Origin of the sequence: Streptomyces shaanxiensis (genome assembly GCF_039537145.1) — a bacterium.
Classification (GTDB): Bacteria; Actinomycetota; Actinomycetes; order Streptomycetales; family Streptomycetaceae; genus Streptomyces; species Streptomyces shaanxiensis.
Genome location: NZ_BAAAZY010000001.1, coordinates 16029 through 34093 on the forward strand (window position 1 = coordinate 16029; position 18065 = coordinate 34093).

Genomic DNA, 18065 nt, shown 5'->3' on the forward strand with positions numbered 1-18065 from the left:
CGGACGGCTGAAGCCGAAGCACGGTCCACGCGCGCGTGGACCCGCTTGAGCCACGCGCGCGTGCCATGAGCCGCGGCCCGTACCCCGGTCGGCGGGGGTACGGGCCGTGTCCGTGCGCCGGAGTCAGGTGGTCCGCGCAGGAGGTCAGGTGGTCACGGTCTGGCGGCGGTCCGCCTGATAGGCCATGGCGTGCTGGACGACGCCGATGAGGATCTCCTTGACGGACTCTCGGTCGCGGGCGTCGCACAGCAGCAGCGGTACGCCGTCGTCGAGGTCGAGGGCCTGCCGGATGGCCTCCGCCGGGTAACGGTCGGCTCCCTCGAAGCAGTTGACGCCGACGAGGAAGGGTATGGAACGCCGTTCGAAGTAGTCGACGGCCGCGAAGCAGTCCTCGAGGCGTCGGGTGTCCGCGAGGACCACGGCACCGAGCGCGCCCTCCGAGAGCTCGTCCCACATGAACCAGAACCGCTCCTGGCCGGGCGTGCCGAAGAGGTACAGCACCAGGTCCTCGCGCAGGGTGATGCGGCCGAAGTCCATGGCCACCGTGGTGGTGCGTTTGCCCTCGACACCGCTCGTGTCGTCGACCGGGCGTCCGGCCTCGGTGAGCAGTTCCTCCGTGCGCAGCGGCCTGATCTCGCTGACCGCGCCCACCAGGGTGGTCTTGCCCACGCCGAAGCCGCCGGCCACCAGGATCTTGAGCGTGACGGGCTCGACCGGAGGCTTCCCGCGCTCAGAACGCCCGAAGATCATCGATCTCTTCTCCTGCTTGGTTTGGGTCGCGCGACGGTGGGCCGTAGCCTCCGCCGCCGGGGGTTTCGATGACGAGTACGTCGCCGGGACCGACATCCGCCGAGTCGCTTCCGGCGAGTGCGGTGACCGTGCCGTCCGCGCGTTCGACGCGGTTGGCTCCCAGCGCGCCGGGTTCGCCGTCCGCCATGCCGTACGGCGGCACTCTGCGGTGCTGGGACAGCGTGGAGACGGTCATGGGCTCGTGGAACCTGATGCGGCGCACGGCCCCGTCCCCGCCGCGCCACTGACCGGCACCACCGCTTCCGCGCCGCACGGCGAACTCGTCGAGTCGCACGGGCAGTCGCCACTCGAGCACTTCGGGATCGGTGAGCCGCGAGTTGGTCATGTGGGTCTGGACGACGGGCGCGCCGGGGAAGCCGTCGCCCGCGCCGGATCCGGAGGCGACGGTCTCGTAGTACTGGTGGCGTTCGTTGCCGAAGGTGACGTTGTTCATGGTGCCGGAGCCCTCGGCCTGGACGCGCAGTGCGGCGTAGAGGGCGCCGGTGATCGCCTGGGAGGTCTCCACGTTGCCCGCGACGACCGCTGCAGGAGGTTCGGGCGCCAGCATGGAACCGGACGGCACGATGATCTCCAGGGGCCGCAGACAGCCGTCGTTGAGCGGGATGTCGTCGGCGACGAGGGTGCGGAAGACGTAGAGGACCGCCGCGTTGACGACCGAGAAGGGGGCGTTGAAGTTCGTGGCCAGCTGCGCGGACGTACCGGTGAAGTCGACGGTGGCGGAGCGGTTCTCGCGGTCCACGCGCACGCGTACCCGGATCACGGCGCCGGAGTCGGTCTCGTAGGCGTACTCGCCGTCGTCCAGGGCGTCGATGACGCGGCGCACCTCTTCCTCGGCGTTGTCCTGGACGTGCTTCATGTACGCCTGGACGACGTCGAGGCCGAAGTTCTCGATCATGCGGGCGACTTCGTCGACGCCCTTCTGGTTGGCGGCGATCTGGGCGCGCAGGTCGGCGAGGTTGGTCTTCGGGTTCCGGGAGGGGTAGGGCGCCTCGGTGAGCAGGCGGAGGGTCTCCTCTTCGCGGAAGCGGCCGTTCTCGGCGAGCAGCCAGTTGTCGAAGAGGATGCCCTCCTCCTCGATGGTGCGGCTGTCGGCGGGCATGGAGCCGGGGGCGATGCCGCCGATCTCGGCGTGGTGGCCGCGTGAGGCGACGTAGAAGAGGATCTCCGGCTCACTCTCCGTGTTCGCGGTGCTTCCCGTGTCGAAGACCGGGGTGATCACGGTGACGTCGGGGAGATGGGTGCCGCCGTGGTACGGGTCGTTGACGGCGTACGTGTCGCCGGGCCGCATCCGGGAGCCGCGGCGCCGGATGACCTCCTTGACGCTGGTGCCCATCGAGCCCAGGTGGACGGGGATGTGCGGGGCGTTGGCCACCAGGTTTCCGTCCGGGTCGAAGAGTGCGCAGGAGAAGTCCAGCCGTTCCTTGATGTTCACGGACTGGGCCGTGGACTCCAGGCGGGCACCCATCTGTTCGGCGATGGACATGAACAGATTGTTGAAGACTTCCAGAAGAACCGGGTCGGCTTTCGTGTCGAGGTCGGAACTCTGCGTAATCGCCACGCGTTCCATGACCAGATGCCCGTCGTCGGTCGTCGCGGCTTGCCAGCCGTCGTCGACGACGGTCGTCGCGCTGGCCTCGGTGATGATCGCCGGGCCGGTGACGGTCTCGCCGGGAGGCAGGTCCTCGCGGCGGTGGAGAGGTACGTCGCGCCACGTGCCGCCGGTGTGGAGGCGGACGGTTTCCGGGGCGGCCGGGCCGCCTTCGGGGGTGGCCTCGTAGGGGGCGAGAGCGGAGAGATCGGGGGGTTCGGTGATGCCGGTGGCTTCGACGGAGAGGGCTTCGACGACGATCGGGCGGTCGAGGGTGAAGGAGTACGTGGCGCGATGACGTTCTTCGAAGGCACGCCTCATCGTGTCGGGCTCGGTGAGTTCGACGGTGAGGGTGGTGTCGGTGCCGTCGTAACGGAGTTGGGCACGGCGGGTGACCTTGATGCGGTCCTCGGGGACGTCCTCGTCGAGGAGTTCCGTGCGGGCGGCTGCTTCGAGGTCGTCAGCCGTCTTGCGGACGCCGGGCATCGAGGCGGCCTGCAAGGGCGCCTCGGCGGACTGTTCGCGCATGGCGGTGGTGTCGGCGAGGCCGATACCGAGCGCGGAGAGGACGCCGGCCATGGGAGGCACGAGGACTGTACGGATACCGAGCGAGTCGGCCACCATGCACGCGTGCTGGCCACCCGCGCCCCCGAACGTGGTGAGGGCGTAGCGGGTGACGTCGTGGCCCTTCTGGACCGAGATCCGCTTCACGGCGTTGGCGATGTTGGCGACCGCGATCTGCAGGTAGCCCTCGGCGACCTGCTCGGGGGTGCGGTCGTCGCCGGTCTGCTCGCCGATCTCGCGCGCGAGCGCGGCGAAGCGATCCCTGACCAGGGCGTCGTCGAGGGGCTGGTCGCCGTCAGGGCCGAACACTCTGGGGAAATGGGCGGGTTGAATACGACCGAGCACGACGTTGGCGTCGGTCACCGCGAGCGGGCCGCCGCCCCGGTAGCAGGCCGGCCCCGGGTCCGCGCCCGCCGAGTCCGGCCCAACGCGGTAGCGGGAGCCGTCGAAGTGCAGCACGGAGCCGCCGCCGGCCGCGACGGTGTGGATGTCCAGCATCGGGGCACGCAGCCGGACGCCCGCGATCTGCGTGGTGAAGACACGTTCGTACTCGCCCGCGAAGTGCGAGACGTCGGTGGAGGTGCCGCCCATGTCGAAGCCGATGACGCGGTCGAAACCGGCGAGCTGCGACATACGGGCCATGCCGACGATCCCGCCGGCGGGGCCGGAGAGGATGGCGTCCTTGCCCCGGAACTGCCCGGCTTCGGCGAGACCACCGTTGGACTGCATGAACATCAGCCGTACGCCTTCGAGTTCGTCGGCGACGTGTTGCACGTAGCGGCGCAGCACGGGCGAGAGGTAGGCGTCGACGACGGCGGTGTCCCCGCGCGGGACGAGCTTCATAAGCGGGCTGACCTCGCTGGACAGCGAGATCTGCGGGAAGCCGATGCGGGCGGCGAGGCTGCCGACGGCCTGTTCGTGGGCGGGATGCAGGTGGCTGTGCATGCAGACGACCGCAACAGCGCGGATCCCGTCGTCGTACGCCTCCTGGAGGGGGCCTGCGAGGGCATCCAGGTCGGGCGCGCGCAGGACGGTGCCGTCGGCGGCGATGCGTTCGTCGACCTCGACGACCCGTTCGTACAGCAGCTCGGGGAGTTCGATGCGGCGGGCGAAGATGCGGGGCCGGTTCTGGTAGGCGATGCGCAGGGCGTCGCGGAAGCCTCGGGTGGTGACCAGCAGGGTCCGCTCGCCCTTGCGCTCGAGGAGGGCGTTCGTGGCGACCGTCGTGCCCATGCGGACGGCCTCGATGGGATCCTGGGAGCCCCCCAGCAGCTCGCGTACGCCTGCGACGGCCGCGTCGGAGTAGCGCGCCGGGTTCTCCGACAGGAGCTTGTGGGTCAGGAGGCGGCCGTCCGGGCGTCGCGCGACGATGTCCGTGAAGGTGCCGCCTCGGTCGACCCAGAACTGCCAGCCTGTCACGTCACTACCCCGCTTCCACGCCGCTCACAGCGCCCGCAGGCCGTTGATCACGTCGCGCAGAATACTCTCGTCCACCAGCTCGGCAGGCGGTACAGGCCGGTTCACATGGACGAATTCCCCGTCCACCAGATCACCGATGAGAACCCGTACGACTCCGATGGCCAGGTCCAGTTCGGCGGAGAGCTCGGCCACGGACTGCGGGGCGTCACGGCACAGCTCGACGATGTCCACGTGTTCCGGGGACAGCGTCGAGTCCGCTTCCGGATCGTCCGCCTGCGGCTCGGCGACAACCACCGCGATCAGGTCGAGGCGGTGCTGGGCCGCACTGGTGGTGCGGCCGCGCGTCATCGCGTACGGGCGGACGACCGGCCCGGCCTCGTCGTCGAACCAGTGGCTTCTTCCCTGACCCTCAGCGCTCATGCCATCCCACTACCCGCCCGAGGGCAGATCGGTGCGCGGAGCGGTGCCCAGATGCACACCGACCCGCTTGACGAGGAGCGTCATCTCGTACGCGACCAGGCCGACGTCCGAGTCGGCGTCGGAGAGCACCGCGAGGCAGCTGCCGTCGCCGGCGGCCGTCACGAACAGGAAGGCGTCGTCGAGTTCGACGACCGTCTGCCGGACATTGCCCGCCTCGAAGTGACGGCCCACGCCCTTGGCGAGGCTGTGGAAGCCGGACGCGACGGCGGCCAGGTGTTCGCTGTCCTCGCGGGTCAGGTCCTTGGACACACCCGTCGGCAGGCCGTCGCCGGAGAGGACGAGAGCCTTGCGGATGCTGGCGACGCGGTCCACCAGGTCGTCGAGGAGCCAGTTGAGCTCGCCGGACTGGTTGGTCGCGGTGTGGCCGGTCGCCTTCGGTGCGGTCATCGACCGTCCCCCTTCGTTCCCTGTGGTGCTGTGCCGCTGTGGGCGTCATCGCCCGCGGCGTTCTCCCGGCGGCCGCGCTGCCAGCCGCGCTGGAGAGAGGCCATTCGGCTGCGTACCTCGTCCGCGTCCCGCTCGGCGAGCTCCGTCCCCTCCTCGGTGCGCCGTGCGGGGCCCTGCCTGAGCTGCGGAGCCAGATTGGCCTGCCGTACCCGCCGGGGCAGCGGCGTCGAGCCGGAGCCGGTCTCCTGCGGGACGGCGGTCGTGCTCGAGGCGCTGTCGTCCGGGCCGCTCGATGCGATCGCGGGCCTTCGCGGGCGCCTCGGGAGAGCCGCGGGCTCCGGCCGTTCACCACGGTCGGGCCCGGCGACGGGCGGCGTGTCGCCACGGTCGCCGACGCGGTCCGGCGTGCCGGGCAGCTCACCGCGGGCTCCCGTACCGCGGCGGCGGGTCGGCAGCGGGGCGAGGCCGTTCGGCTCCGGGCGGTTCGGGCCCGTGGAAGGCTCCGGGTCCGCTTCCCCTCGTCGGGAACGCTGCTCGGTGACCGGGCGTCCGTGCGAGCTGACCAGCTTGGGTGTCCTGCGACGGGGCAGCGGGACGGGGGCGCTCACTTCGTCGTCCGGATCGGCCTGGTCCGGTCCGCCGTGGATGCCGGCGACCGGGTGGGCGCCGAGCGGGCCCTTCGCCTCGTCCTCGCCCTGCGCGAGGGTGCGGCGCGGACGGAAGAGACCGCCGCGTTCGCCGTCCTCTTCGTCGAGTGGATCCGGGAAGTCGCTGAGGGCGTCGAGGTCGACGGGGGCCTCCAGCTCGACCGGACCGTCCAGGAGCGAGGCGGGCAGGCCGGGCACGCGGACCGGAACCTGGGCGAGGGCGGCGCGGCGCGACTCCTCCAGCTCGGCCTCCTTCGAGGGCGTGGGCCGGTCGAGACGGAACCCGATGCCGTTGGTGTCCGGGACGTCGTCGGTGAGGAGCGCGTCGGGGATGAAGACGACGGCGGTGGTGCCGCCGTACGGCGACGGCTGCAGCGAGACGCGAACGTTCTGCCGCTGGGCGAGCCGGCTGACCACGAACAGACCGAGCCGGTCGGTGTCGGACAGTTCGAACTCGGGCGTCTCGGCGAGTCGGAGGTTGGCGTCCAGCAGGGCGTCGGCGGCCATACCGAGGCCGCGGTCGTGGATCTCGAGGGTGAAGCCGTTGGCGACCCGCTCGCCCAGGACCTGGACAGCGGTGTGCGGCGGGGAGAACACCGTGGCGTTCTCCAGGAGTTCGGCCACGAGGTGGGTGATGTCCGCGACGGCCGGGCCGGTGACGGCGACGCGGGGCAGACGGCGCACCTCGATGCGCTCGTAGTCCTCGACCTCGGCGACCGCGGCACGCACGACGTCCATGAGCTGGACGGGTTTGCGCCACTGCCGGGAGGGGGCGGCACCCGAGAGGATCACCAGGCCTTCGGCGTGCCGGCGCATTCGGGTGGTGAGGTGGTCGAGACGGAACAGGTCGGCGAGTTCGTCGGTGTCCTCGGTCCGGCGTTCCATGGTGTCGAGGAGGGTGAGCTGTTTGTGGAGGAGGACCTGGCTGCGGCGGGCGAGGTTGACGAAGACCTCGGAGACACCGGCGCGCAGTTCGGCCTGCTTGACGGCGGCCTCGACGGCGGCGCGCTGCAGGGTGTTGAGGGCCTGGCCGACCTCGCCCATCTCGTTCTTGTCGTACTCCAGGCGCGGAACCTCGGTCTCCACGTCGACCTGTTCGCCGGCGGAGAGGCGGCGCATCACGCTGGGCAGTCGCACGCCGGATGCCTCGTGGGCCTCCAGGCGCAGCTGCCGCAGATCGCGGATGAGGCCGCGGCCGATGCGCACGGAAAGGAACAGGGAGAACAGCAGGGCGAGCAGACCGAGGACACCGGCGATGGCCGCCTTCAGGATGACGCCCATGGCGACGGGGCTCACGCGGTCCTGATAGCGCGCGCCCGCCTCGTCGTTGAGTTTGCTGAGCTCGTCGAGGACGCTGCCGGCGACGGTGTCCCAGCTCTTGGCGTCGACCGTGCTGGGCCTGCCCGCCTGGGTGGAGATGACGGCCTGTTCGGCGACGCGCAGTGGAGCGGTGGAGGCGTTCCTCCAGAAGCGCTCGAAGCGTTCCCGCTCGGACGAGGGCAGGTCCGACAGGCTGATGTCGTACATGAGGGTGCGCTGGGCGACGAGATCGGAGACGTCCCGTATCTCCTCGCGCGAGAGCTTCCCGACCACCAGGGCGGAGCTGAGCAACGCGTCCTCGCGGGAGAGCAGTTCGCGGGCGCGCGTCACGTTGAGGAGAGCGCGGGCCTGCTTGTCCATCGCCACGCTGTCGATCCCGTCGAGGGAGCCCAGCAGGGCGTAGCAGGGGTCCACGAGAAGGTTGTACTGGTTGAGGGCCGCGGCGCGGGTCACCGTGCCGTCCTCGACGCTGCGGCGCAGGGGGCTGATGCTGTCGAAGGCGTCCAGGACGGCGGTGAGGCGCTCGTTGTCCCCCGCGTCCAAGCCGTCGCGGACATCGGGGTCCTTGGCGTTCCTGCGGATCTCGGCGACGGCGGAGTCGGTGGCGTTCCGGGTGGCCCGCAGTGCGGACAGCGCGTCCGAGGCCCGGCGATCGGCGAGGTAGACCAGCGCCTGGCGGCGTTCCTGCTGCAGGACACGGACGGCGTCCTCGGTGGAGTAGCCGATCTTCTCGACGAGGGACGACACCGTGAACAGCTGGGCCACACCTCGCCCCGTGAGTACCGTGGCGAAACCCCAGATCGCGGTCAGGGACACCAGCGGCACGAGAAGCAGCGCCACCATCTTCCGGCGGATCGACTTCCCGCGAAAGTGCATGGCCTCCCCCAGCTCAAACCCCCAACCGGTCAGGGGGCACACCTGTGCGTCAACAATTGGCGCGAGCCTACTACCGACGCACAAGTAACTCGAAGGGACATCCGGAATCTGAACTTCCGCACTGGTGACGAGACATGGGGAGTTGTCCGGGCATTGCGGGAGATTGCCTCCCGCAAACCGTCGACGGCCTCGAGGACCGATCCGGCCGACTCCTCAGGCCAGTTGGCCGGATTTCTATCTTCGCGGGAATCTTCGGGACGCGTCGATCGTCCTTCTGTACGGGAAATGGGGGCGGAATGGGCCACAGGAGCCGCATCCCGCCCCCGGGCGGCGTAAAACAGCGCAAGCCGGGCAGTCGCTGGGGAGCCCGGTCTTCGGGACACGGACGAGCGGTTTGTCGGCGGTGGGGAGTGACACGGTGATGGGCACGGCGGAGCGGCACGAGACGCCCGAGGGCGGCGCGACTGCGCATATGACGGCGCGGCCCGGCCCCGAAGCGCTGGATCGCGACATTCCCGTGGGCGGACGCGAGTCGACGGGCGGCCGAGAGGTTCGGATGGGCGTGAGTGCGGTGAGGGCGGACGAGCGAGACGTTTCGGCCGGCTCCGAAGGCAAGGTGTCGATGAGCGAGAGAACGGCCACGGCCGTTGACGGCGGGGCGTCCGAACTGCCTTCGGCGTACCGGGCGTTGTGGGTGGAGGAGCCCGCTCGACGGCGCCGGATGCCCGATCCGGTGCGCACCTCGGCGGTGCGGGCGGTGCTGATCATCGCGGTGACGCTGCTCCAGGCGATGGTGGCATTCCTGTGCACCCTGGCGGAGTCGTGGCTGGCGTTCCCGATGGTGATCAGCAGCGTGGTCAGCACGGTGGTGGCCACCTGGGGCGCTCTCGATGTATGGGTCACCCGCCAGGTGTGGAACCAGCGCCATGGCGTGGTCTCGACGCCGAGCAGCACGGCGCGCGCTTTGCGACGCGAGCGGCGCCGGGCACGACGGCAGGCGCGGGAGGCCGAGCGCACGCAGGAGCGGATACGCCGCCGGGGCGGGGCGGGCCAGTTGTCGCATTCCTGAGCCGGGCGGGCAGGCGCCGCAGGGAGAAGCGGGAGGCGTAGTACATCTGGCGCGACAGGTGCCGTTCACCGCAAGGTTGGTTCGATCGATCCGCCTCAGTGATCACGGCACCCGCAGGAGCCTCCCCCTCCCCGGCCCACGAGGAGTCCGCTCATGTCATCCACGGAGCAGTCAACCGGCCCCCACAGTCACGACGACGCCGAACTCGCCGAGTTCGGCTACCGACCCGAACTCAGGCGCACGCTCGGCAACTTCCATACCTTCGCCGCCGGCATCAGCTACATCTCGATCCTGACGGGCACGTTCCAGCTGTTCTACTTCGGCTACGGAAGCGGCGGGCCCGCCTACTGGTGGTCGTGGCCGATGGTCTTCGTCGGCCAGTTCATGGTCGCCCTCTGCTTCGCGGAGCTGGCCGCCCGCTACCCCGTGGCGGGCTCGGTCTACAACTGGTCGAAGAAGGTCGGCAATCCGCATCTGGGCTGGCTAGCCGGCTGGATGATGTTGATCGCCTCCATAGTGTCCATCTCGGCCGTGGCGCTCGCCTACCAGTTGACACTCCCCCAGATCTCATCGGCCTTCCAGCTCGTGGGCGACGGGACCGGCACGTACGACGTGGCGACCAACGCGGTCGTTCTGGCGGCGGTGTTGATCCTGTTCACCACTTTGGTGAACGCCTTCGGGGTCAAGCTGATGGCGAGGATCAACACAGCAGGCGTGTTCATCGAGTTGATCGCGACCGTCGTGCTGATCGTCCTGTTCGCCGTCCACATCACACGCGGCCCGCAGGTGGTGATGGAGACGAACGGCACGGGTGCGGACCACGGCGCAGGGTACCTCGGCGCGTTCCTCGTGGCCTCGCTGGCGTCCGCGTACGTCATGTACGGCTTCGACACGGCCTCCTCGCTCGGCGAGGAGTGCCTGGACCCGTCCCGCAACGCGCCGCGCGCCATCATCCGCGCGATCGTCGCCTCCTTCGTCCTGGGTGGCCTGATCCTGCTGCTCGCGCTGATGAGCGTCTCCAGCCTGAGCGGCGAGAAGCTGTCCACGGACGGCCTGCAGTACGTCGTGCTCGACGTACTCGGCCCGACGGCCGGCAAGGCGATGCTGTGGTGCGTGCTGATCGCCGTCACAGTGTGCGCCCTGGCGGTCCACACGGCTGCGATCCGGCTGGCGTTCGCGATGGCCCGGGACAACAATCTGCCGGCGTCCTCGCTGCTGGCCCGGGTCAGTCCACGCTTTCAGACGCCGGTGCTGCCGACCGTGATCATCGGGGTCCTGGCGCTGGCGATCCTGGTGGTCAACATTCGCCAGCCGCAGATCTTCACCGTCGTGACCAGCATCGGCATCATCATGATCTACCTCGCCTACCTCGGTGTCACCGCGCCGATGCTGGTGGCCCGGCTGCGCGGGAGGTGGCAGCCCGCGGGCGGCGGCAAGTTCTCCCTGGGCCGGTGGGGACTGCTGGTCAACATCGTCGCCGTGGTGTGGGGCGCGGGCATGACGATCAACCTGATCTGGCCGCGCGCCTCGGTCTACAACGCGACGGCCCCCTACCACTGGTATCTGCGCTGGGGCGCGGTGCTGTTCGTCGCGGTCATCGCGGGTGGTGGCTTCGCGTACTACTGGTTCGTCCAGCGGCACAGGACGGGAGTCCTCGCCGAGCACCGCCTGGACACCATGGAACCGAAACAGGACGCCTGATCAGCTGGTCGTCGGTGCGGGCCGTTTGAACATCCGTGTCGCCGTGATCTCGCTGTGCACCGCTTCCCCGGCCGGGGTCTGCTGCGGCAGTCCCGGCCGCAGGTGTTCCTCGACGCTGATGTACTTCAGCCCGGCGCGGAGGTCTGCGTCGTTGCGCAGTCGGATGACCAGCGGGAACTCCGCCAGCGCGGTGGTGTCGAACAGGCCGGTGGTGTAGAGGAGTTGGACGCCCAGGGCGTCCGACACGGCGCGCTGGAGCTCCAGCAGGTAGGTCGCGTTGGCGCGTCCGATGGGGTTGTCCAGGAACAGCGTGCCGGCGTGCCGGTGTTTGTCCCGGCCCCGGTCGTTGGACCGTAGGGCGGCCATCGTGCAGTACAGGGCGATGGCCGCCGTGAGCAGCTGACCACCGGAGAACACGTCGCCCATCTGCCCGACAGGCACTCGCTCCGCGCGCAGTACCGCATCGGGCTTGAGGATCTCGACGGCCACGCCCTTCGGCTGGAGTGCCGCGGCGACGCCGCGCAGCAGAAGGGACATTCCGTCCCGCCTCAGGTCCGAGTTCTTCTTCACCGCCGCGCGCGTCGCCTCGTCGATGACCTCACCGAGGCGTTCGGTGAGCGTGGCCTGGTCGGGCTCCTCGAACCGGATGCGCAGGAACTCCTGCCCGGACCACTCGCCGAGCCCCTCGGGCAGCCGGGAGAGCCGCTGGGCGGACCGCAGGGTCGCCAGCGCCGACTCGACCAGGCCGCGAAGCCGGTCCACGATCGAGTCGCGGTTGCGCTCCAGTTGCGCCAACTCGTCGGTGAGCACGCGCAGTCGCGGCGCGAAGGCGTCGGCCCATTTCTGCGCGTGTTCGGGCAGCGCCGAGGCGGGCAGCTCGCGGATCTGCTGGCGGGCGGGGGTGCGGACCTGCTCGTAGCGCGTGGAGTTGGCGTGCCGGACGAGCACGTCGCTCGCCTCGCGCACGGCGGCCTCGGCTGCGGACAGGTCGGCGGCGCAGCCGCGCAGCGACCTGCGGGCCTCGGCGGCGGACTGCCGGGCCTCCTCCGGGCTGCCGGGATACGGCTCCGGCGTCTCCTGTTCGTCGTCCGCTGTGTGTTCCCGCAGCAGGTCGCGCAGCATCGCGGCGATCTCGTCGAACCCGCCCGCGGCGTCCTCGGCGGCGCGGTGCGCTTCGAGGAGCTCCGCGTGTGCCTCGCGGGCCTGGGTCAACGCCTCGGTGCGGGAGGCGAGTTCGGCGGTCGCCGTGCGCAGCAGCGCCTGGGCGTGCTCGGCGTCACGTGGCTGGAGTTCCTCGGACAGCTCGGTGTGTGTCTCGCCGTCCTCGGGCGCGTGCCGCTCGGCCTCGCCGCGCAGTCGGCCGAGCTGCTCGCTGGCGCTGGACATGCGGGTCTCCAGGAGCTGGACCAGCTCCTCCGCACGCGCGGCGGCCGCCTGCCGGGAGGGCCCGTCGGAGCCGTCGGGCGACTGAAGGAGCTGCTCGGCCCGGGTACGGACCTTGTTGCTCAGCCGGTCCAGTTCCGCGCGCGCCGCGCTCTCGTCACTCTCCGCGCGGGCCTGCTCGGCGCGCAGGTCGGCGCCGACGCCGACCTTCTCGTAGACCTGGGAGGCCGCACGGTACGCCTCGCGGAGCGCGGGCAGGGACGCCTTCGGGGCATCCGTGTCCGTGTCCGGTACGTCATCGGGGGCGCCCGCGATCTCCGAGCGCTCGGCGCGCAGGGCGCGCGCGGTACGGCGCGCGTCGTCGGCCGCGCGCTGGACGGCACGCCGGTCCTCGTCGGCGGCGCGGGCGCGCTCCAGGCAGACCTGGGCGCGGGCCTCGGACTCGGTGGCCTCGTCGGCGAGTTCGCGCAGCTTGACCTGCCAGCCGGCCCGCTCACGCAGCCGGAAGGCCAGCCCGGCCAGGGCGTCGGCTGCGCGCCGCGCCTTCTGTGCGGCCTCCTGTCGCTCGTCGCGGACCTGAGCGGCCTCGGCGGCGGCTTCGTCGGCCTCGGCCCGCACGGTCCGTGCCTCGGCCAGCTCGGCCTCTGACTCCTCGGCGAAGGCGCGCGAGTCCTGGGCCGCCCGCGCCAACTCGACCAGCTGCCCGGCCGGGCAGCCCGTCCGCCACGAGGCGAGCCGTGCCGCCAGCTCCCGGTCCTTGCCGAGCCGCGCGGCGAGCGTGCGGATCTCCTCGTCCCGCTCGGTCGCCCGCGCGCGCAGGGCGTGCCGCTCCTGGTCGGCGGCGTGCTCGTCGTGCATGGCCGGGTTCGGCGGAACGAGGAACACATCAGGATTGGGGCCGCCCTGCGCATCGGCGGCCGGGGTCGGGGCGAGCAGCGCCGCTGCCGTACCGACCGCCACGGCGGACCGGGGCAGCAGGGCCGCGTCGCCCAGCACCTCGCGGGCACGCGCGTGCGTGTCCGGGTCGGTGATGATCACGCCGTCGACCAGTTCGGGCCGGGCGGCCAGCACGCGCGCGTGGTCGGCGGGGTCGACGGCCTGGGCGAGGTAGCGCCAGCCCGGCAGCGCGGGGATGCCCTGCTCGCCGAGGAACTCCACGGTGGCCAGCACGTCGGGGCCGGGCGGCAGCAGCCCGCCGTCACCGAGCGCGCCGAGGATCCGGGAGTCGTCTGCGGCTGCCGTGCGCAGCTCGAAGAGCTGGCGCTCGGCGGCGGAGACGGCGTCGTCGAGCAGTTCGCGCAGCTCGTCGGCGAAGCGGTCGAGCTCCTCCGGGGTGAGCGCGGCTTCGGCGAGGGCGCCCGGGGCGACCTGTGCGGCCTCCCGCGCGGCCGCGCTTCCCTTGCCGTCGTCACCCGCGCGAGGGGCAGGCACGGACCCGCGCTTCACGCCGGGCTCTCCGGTCAGGCTGAGCAGTTCGGCGAGCCGCTCCTCCGCCGCCAGCCCCTCGGCGAGGCGGCGCTCGGCGTCGTAGGAGCGCTCTGCGGCGCTCGCGGCGTCCGCCGCGCGGGCCGCCGTCAGCTCCGCGCGGGACTCGGCCGAGGCCGCCTCGCGCGCGTGCTCCGAGGCACGCCGGGAGGCGTCACGGGCGGTGTCCCAGGCGGCGACGGCCGTCTTCTCGGCGTCGCTCGCGGCGAGGGCCGCGCGGGCCGGGTCGGCGTCGGGGGCGCTGTCGTCGAGCCAGCCCGCGCGGACGGCCTCGGCGGTCTCCTGCTCGACCTCGGACAGCCGTTGCCGCAGATGCCCGGCCTCACTGCGGGCCCGCTGCGCCTCGGTGGCGGCGGCGGTGGAGTCGCGGTACGCGGACTCGCCGACCTCCTGGAGCGCGGCGGATCGCTCCTCCCCCTCGTTGGCGAGGGTCTCGGCGCTCTCCGCGGCCCCGTGCAGGGCCCGTACGAGATCGACGGCGGCCTTGGCGCGGGCGGCCAGCGCCGGGGCCGCGTCCCGCTCGGCCTCCTGGATCGCGGCGGACACGCGCGCGACGCGGTCGGCTGCGGCACGGTGCCGCAGAACGGCCTCGGCGGCCTGCCAGGCGGAGTGCAGGGTGCGCGCGTCGGCCAGCTCGCGCTTCTGCGCGGCCGCCGACTTCTCGGTCGCCGCGAGCGCCAACGAGGCGTGCCGGTAGGCGAGTTCGGCCGCGATCAGCGCGCTGCGCTCCCGCGCCGCCTCGGTGTGGGTGACGGCGTAGGCGGCGGCGGTGACCCGCTGGGCGAGGTCGGAGGCGCGCACGCGCTCCTGGACACCCCGTGCGGACAGCCGCCGGGCCAGGGTGCGGGTCCGTCGCTCGGCACCGGCGTGGATGTCACGCGCGCGTGAGCGGGCGCCGGCGGCCTCGACGATCCGTCCGAGCAGGTCCACGGACCCGGCGGTGAAGTCCCGTTCGGCGATCAGCTCGGCGCGCCGGCCCAGCTTGTTGCCGAAGCCGCTGACCAGGTCGGCGAGGCCGTCGGTGTCCCGCGTGTCCGTCACGGCGCGCAGCAGCAGGTCGGTGAAGTCGGAGTCCTTCTTGACCGCGAAGAGGCCGGCGGCCTCACCCTCGTCGGCGTTCATCTCCCGCTGGTAGCGGAAGAGTTCGGGGTCGAGGTGAAGGTCACCGAGGTGCTCGATCCAGCGGTCGTGGATCTCCTCCCAGTGCACTTCCAGATGCGGATACGCCTTGCCCGCCTCGGTGATGGCGTCCCGGAAGCCCTTCATGGTGCGACGGCGCCCCTGCGCACCCGACTGGCCCTCGACCGACGGCCTGACGGCGGTGGCCTCGGCGACGGGCAGGTTGTCGAGCGACAGCCCGGGCCCCGGGCGGAAGGAGTACCAGGCCTCGGCGAACTTCCGCGGGTCGTTGGAGACCTGGCGCCCGCGCCATTCACTGACCTTGCCCACCACGACGCACTCGCCGGTGAGTGTGTGCTGCCACTCCAGTGCGACATGCCCGCAGTCGTCGGCGAGCAGGAACTTCCGCAGCACGCCGGAGCTGGCGCCGCCGAGGGTGTTGCGGTGGCCCGGCAGCATCACGGAGAAGATCAGCTTGAGCAGGACCGACTTTCCGCCGCCGTTCTCCAGGAAGAGCACCCCGGCGGGCGCCGGCCGGCGCGGCGGACCGACGGGCTCCTCCTCGAAGAACTCCGCCTGCGTGGGGGCGGGGTCGGGCACGGGCTCGCCCACACCGCGCAGGTCCAGCACGGTGTCGGCGTAGCGCGCACCGGCCGGTCCGATGGAGTAGAGGCGGACCCGGGACAGCTCGTACATGGCGGACTCTCGTAAGTCTTCGTCTAAGTCTTGGTCGGATCAGGGGAGTTCGGGGACGTCAGGAGGAGTGGAACGGCAGCCCTGCGTCGGCCACCAGCTCCAGGTCGTCCGTGTCCTCGGCGGGCAGCAAGGTCGGCGTGCCGTCGGTGACCGGGACCACGCCCAGCTCCAGCAGCTCGGCCATGGCGGCGCTGCCCGCCATGTCACGCACCTGGAGTTGGTAGCGGGCGGTCGTGCGGTACGTCCCGCCGTTGTCGTCGCCGGTGCGCTGCAGGAACCCGGATTCGGTGAGAAAGGCAGCCGCCTTGCCGACGATGCCGGTCGTCGAACCGGCGAGTCTGCGCGCGTCCTTGGTGGCGCCGGTGGCACTGCGTCTCACCCAGATACGCCAGGCGGCCTCCAGCCCGGGCGCGTCCGTCGCCGGATCGGTGTTCTCGCCCTGTTCCTCAGCACGTTCCTCCAGTCGCCGGCAGGCCTGCCGGACGAAGGCGTCGACGCCGTTGACCGTCACGCGCCCGATGTAGCCGTCGTCGGCCAGGTCCTCGGGCCGCGGGAACGCCATGGCGGCGACGGCGAGATGGGCCAGTCCGTGCAGGAAGCGGTCGCTGCCGTCGGCGGACGTACGACGCGCGTAGTCGCCCATGCGGACGGCGAACACGGAGTCCTCGGCGGCCGTCACGGCCATCCCCGCGCGCGGGGACACCTCCAGGACCACGAGCCCGAGCCCCGCGGCCACGGCATCCGCGAGTCGTGCGAACGGCGGGTCCTCGCGGTACCGCCGGAGCAGCTCCGCGTACTCCTGGTCCCGTGCGGGCTGCAGCTTGGGCTGCAGTCCGAACGCGACGAGCCGAGCCGCGTCGGCGGCGTCGGCGGGCGTGACGGCGGCGGGCGCCGACGGGGCGGAGGGCTCCGCGTCACTCCACTCGACGTGCTCGCTCACGGTTGGTGCTCCTTGCTCCGCTGTCGCTCACTCATGCTGCTTCCGTCCTGTCGGCGGCCATCCCAGCCGCGTCCAGCAGGGCCGTCCCCACGATCAGGTCGGCCCCGCCGAACTCGGGATCGTCCAGCTCCGTCCCGTCGTCCACGGCGAACAGCAGCTTCTCCTCCCCCTGCCGATAGGCGGTCCCGACAGGGGGACTTGCCGCGTGAACGGCCATCAACGCCACGAGATACGGAAGGTCCGGGTCCTGGCGACGCGCCTGAGCCAACAGACCCGACAACCGGCGTGGCGCGTCAGCCGGCAGGTCCAGCAGTTCCGTCGCCGCGGCCAGCTGTTCCTCGCTGAACCGGCTGTCGTCCGGCGTCGCGATGAGGTCGGGCTCGGGCATCTCGGCTCCGAGGTGCTCGCGCTCCACGGGCGGCGTCAGCAGTATGTCGACGAGGTCGCCGACCCGCACGGACAGCGGCGTACGCATGCCCGTGCCGCGTGCGAAGAAGGCGTCCGTGACCCGGACGGCCTGCTCCAGGGGCAACGGCAGGACAGGGGCGAGGAGATGGCCGTACAGGTCCGTCCCCGACGTCGTCATCGGTGTCGCGAAGGCCTGCCGGTCCTGCTCGGCGCGGAACAGGGGGCCGGCCTCCAGCAGGCGGGACTGCAGCTGCGTGTGCCGTCGGATGCAGTCCTTGACGATGTCGACGAGCTCGGCCGCGCGGCGCTTGTGCTCCGTGTCCTCGGTCTCGTCGCGGGCCTTGCGGATGTTGGTGAGGATCGCGTTCTCGTGGCGGTACCGGTCGGCAACGTGGTCGAGCGCCTCGGCGATCATGTCCGGTACGGAGTTCAGCCAGTCGACCGACCGGACGTTGCGCCGGGTCGCGTCCAGGGCCCTGCGAAGCGTCTCCGAGTACTGCACGGTCCGGTACCGGGCCTGCTCGGCGGCCAGTTGCGCGTCGGCGAGGCGGCCGCGGTTGATCAGGACCTCCAGCTTGACCTCGGCGGCGATCTGGGCGCTGGTGACATCGGTGTCGAGGGCGCCGACGAGGACGTTGACCGCCTCGTCGGTCGTACGCAGGTACACCGTGCCGCCCGGCCCCGGCACCTCCTCGATCAGCTTGAAGTCGTAGTCACGGCGGACATAGCTGCCGTCCGGTGCGAACGTGCCGTACACGGCCCGGAAGCCGCGGTCCACGCTGCCGACGTTGATCAGGTTCTCCAGGACCCAGCGGGCCACCCGCTCGTGCTCGGTGACGGGGCGCTGCGGGGCCTGGGCGGCGATGCGCGGGATGAGCCGGGCGACGATCTGGTCGTGGTCGGCGCCCGTGTCGAAGTCCATGTTGAGCGTGACCAGGTCGATGGCGGCGAGCGCCACCTCGGCCATGCCGTACACCGAGTACTCGCCCGCGAGGTTGGCCTTGCGCGCGTCGAGGTCGTGCAGCGGCGCGGTGCAGGCGAGCGCGCGCAGCCGCCGCGCCAGCCCCTCGTCGGCGGCCGGGCCCGGAGCAGGGCGCGGCCCCGCGCTGAGCTGGGGCGGAACACGGTCCGTCGATGCGGGTGAAGTCACGGTGCACAGACTAGGTCCTCGGT

The 18065-nt window shown here is 71.5% G+C and carries 10 protein-coding genes; 2 read left to right on the forward strand and 8 right to left on the reverse strand.

The annotated features are described in order from the left end of the window. Positions 1-144 precede the first annotated feature (144 nt). From ABD932_RS00065 to ABD932_RS00085, 5 genes are read right to left on the reverse strand one after another with little or no spacing between them, the layout of a single operon-like run. Positions 145-750, reverse strand: a complete 606-nt coding sequence (locus tag ABD932_RS00065; protein ID WP_126389958.1) for a GTP-binding protein — start codon at positions 748-750, stop codon at positions 145-147. Continuing rightward, positions 731-4381 carry a hydantoinase B/oxoprolinase family protein gene (locus ABD932_RS00070; protein WP_345007785.1) on the reverse strand — a complete coding sequence of 1217 codons (3651 nt, stop codon included), beginning with the start codon at positions 4379-4381 and terminating at the stop codon, positions 731-733. The genes ABD932_RS00065 and ABD932_RS00070 overlap by 20 nt, the downstream gene beginning before the upstream one ends. A gap of 24 nt (positions 4382-4405) precedes the next feature. Next, a complete protein-coding gene (locus tag ABD932_RS00075) occupies positions 4406-4801 on the reverse strand; it encodes a DUF742 domain-containing protein (RefSeq protein ID WP_345007787.1) in 396 nt (131 codons plus the stop codon). Between the two features lie 9 nt (positions 4802-4810). Further along, positions 4811-5248, reverse strand: a complete 438-nt coding sequence (locus tag ABD932_RS00080) for a roadblock/LC7 domain-containing protein (RefSeq protein ID WP_031486154.1) — start codon at positions 5246-5248, stop codon at positions 4811-4813. Beyond that, positions 5245-8091, reverse strand: coding sequence for a sensor histidine kinase (locus tag ABD932_RS00085; protein WP_345007790.1), 2847 nt, complete (start codon positions 8089-8091; stop codon positions 5245-5247). Before ABD932_RS00085 ends, ABD932_RS00080 begins: the two co-directional genes overlap by 4 nt. 421 nt (positions 8092-8512) lie before the next feature. On the opposite strand from ABD932_RS00085, the gene ABD932_RS00090 reads away from it, so the two are divergent. Next, positions 8513-9160, forward strand: a complete 648-nt coding sequence (locus tag ABD932_RS00090) for a hypothetical protein (RefSeq protein ID WP_345007792.1) — start codon at positions 8513-8515, stop codon at positions 9158-9160. Between the two features lie 153 nt (positions 9161-9313). After that, positions 9314-10861, forward strand: coding sequence for an APC family permease (locus ABD932_RS00095; RefSeq protein ID WP_345007794.1), 1548 nt, complete (start codon positions 9314-9316; stop codon positions 10859-10861). On the opposite strand, the gene ABD932_RS00100 is transcribed toward ABD932_RS00095, so the two are convergent. Genes ABD932_RS00100 through ABD932_RS00110 form a run of 3 tightly spaced genes read right to left on the reverse strand, consistent with a single transcriptional unit; the run spans position 10862 to position 18042 of the window. Continuing rightward, the gene (locus ABD932_RS00100; RefSeq protein WP_345007796.1) at positions 10862-15544 is read right to left on the reverse strand and encodes a coiled-coil domain-containing protein; all 4683 of its coding nucleotides are present in this window, start codon (positions 15542-15544) and stop codon (positions 10862-10864) included. Between the two features lie 58 nt (positions 15545-15602). Then, positions 15603-16484: a hypothetical protein gene (locus ABD932_RS00105; RefSeq protein WP_345007798.1), complete on the reverse strand. Its 882-nt coding sequence runs from the start codon at positions 16482-16484 to the stop codon at positions 15603-15605. 31 nt (positions 16485-16515) lie between these two features. Further along, positions 16516-18042: a hypothetical protein gene (locus ABD932_RS00110; RefSeq protein ID WP_345007800.1), complete on the reverse strand. Its 1527-nt coding sequence runs from the start codon at positions 18040-18042 to the stop codon at positions 16516-16518. Between the last annotated feature and the right edge of the window lie 23 nt (positions 18043-18065).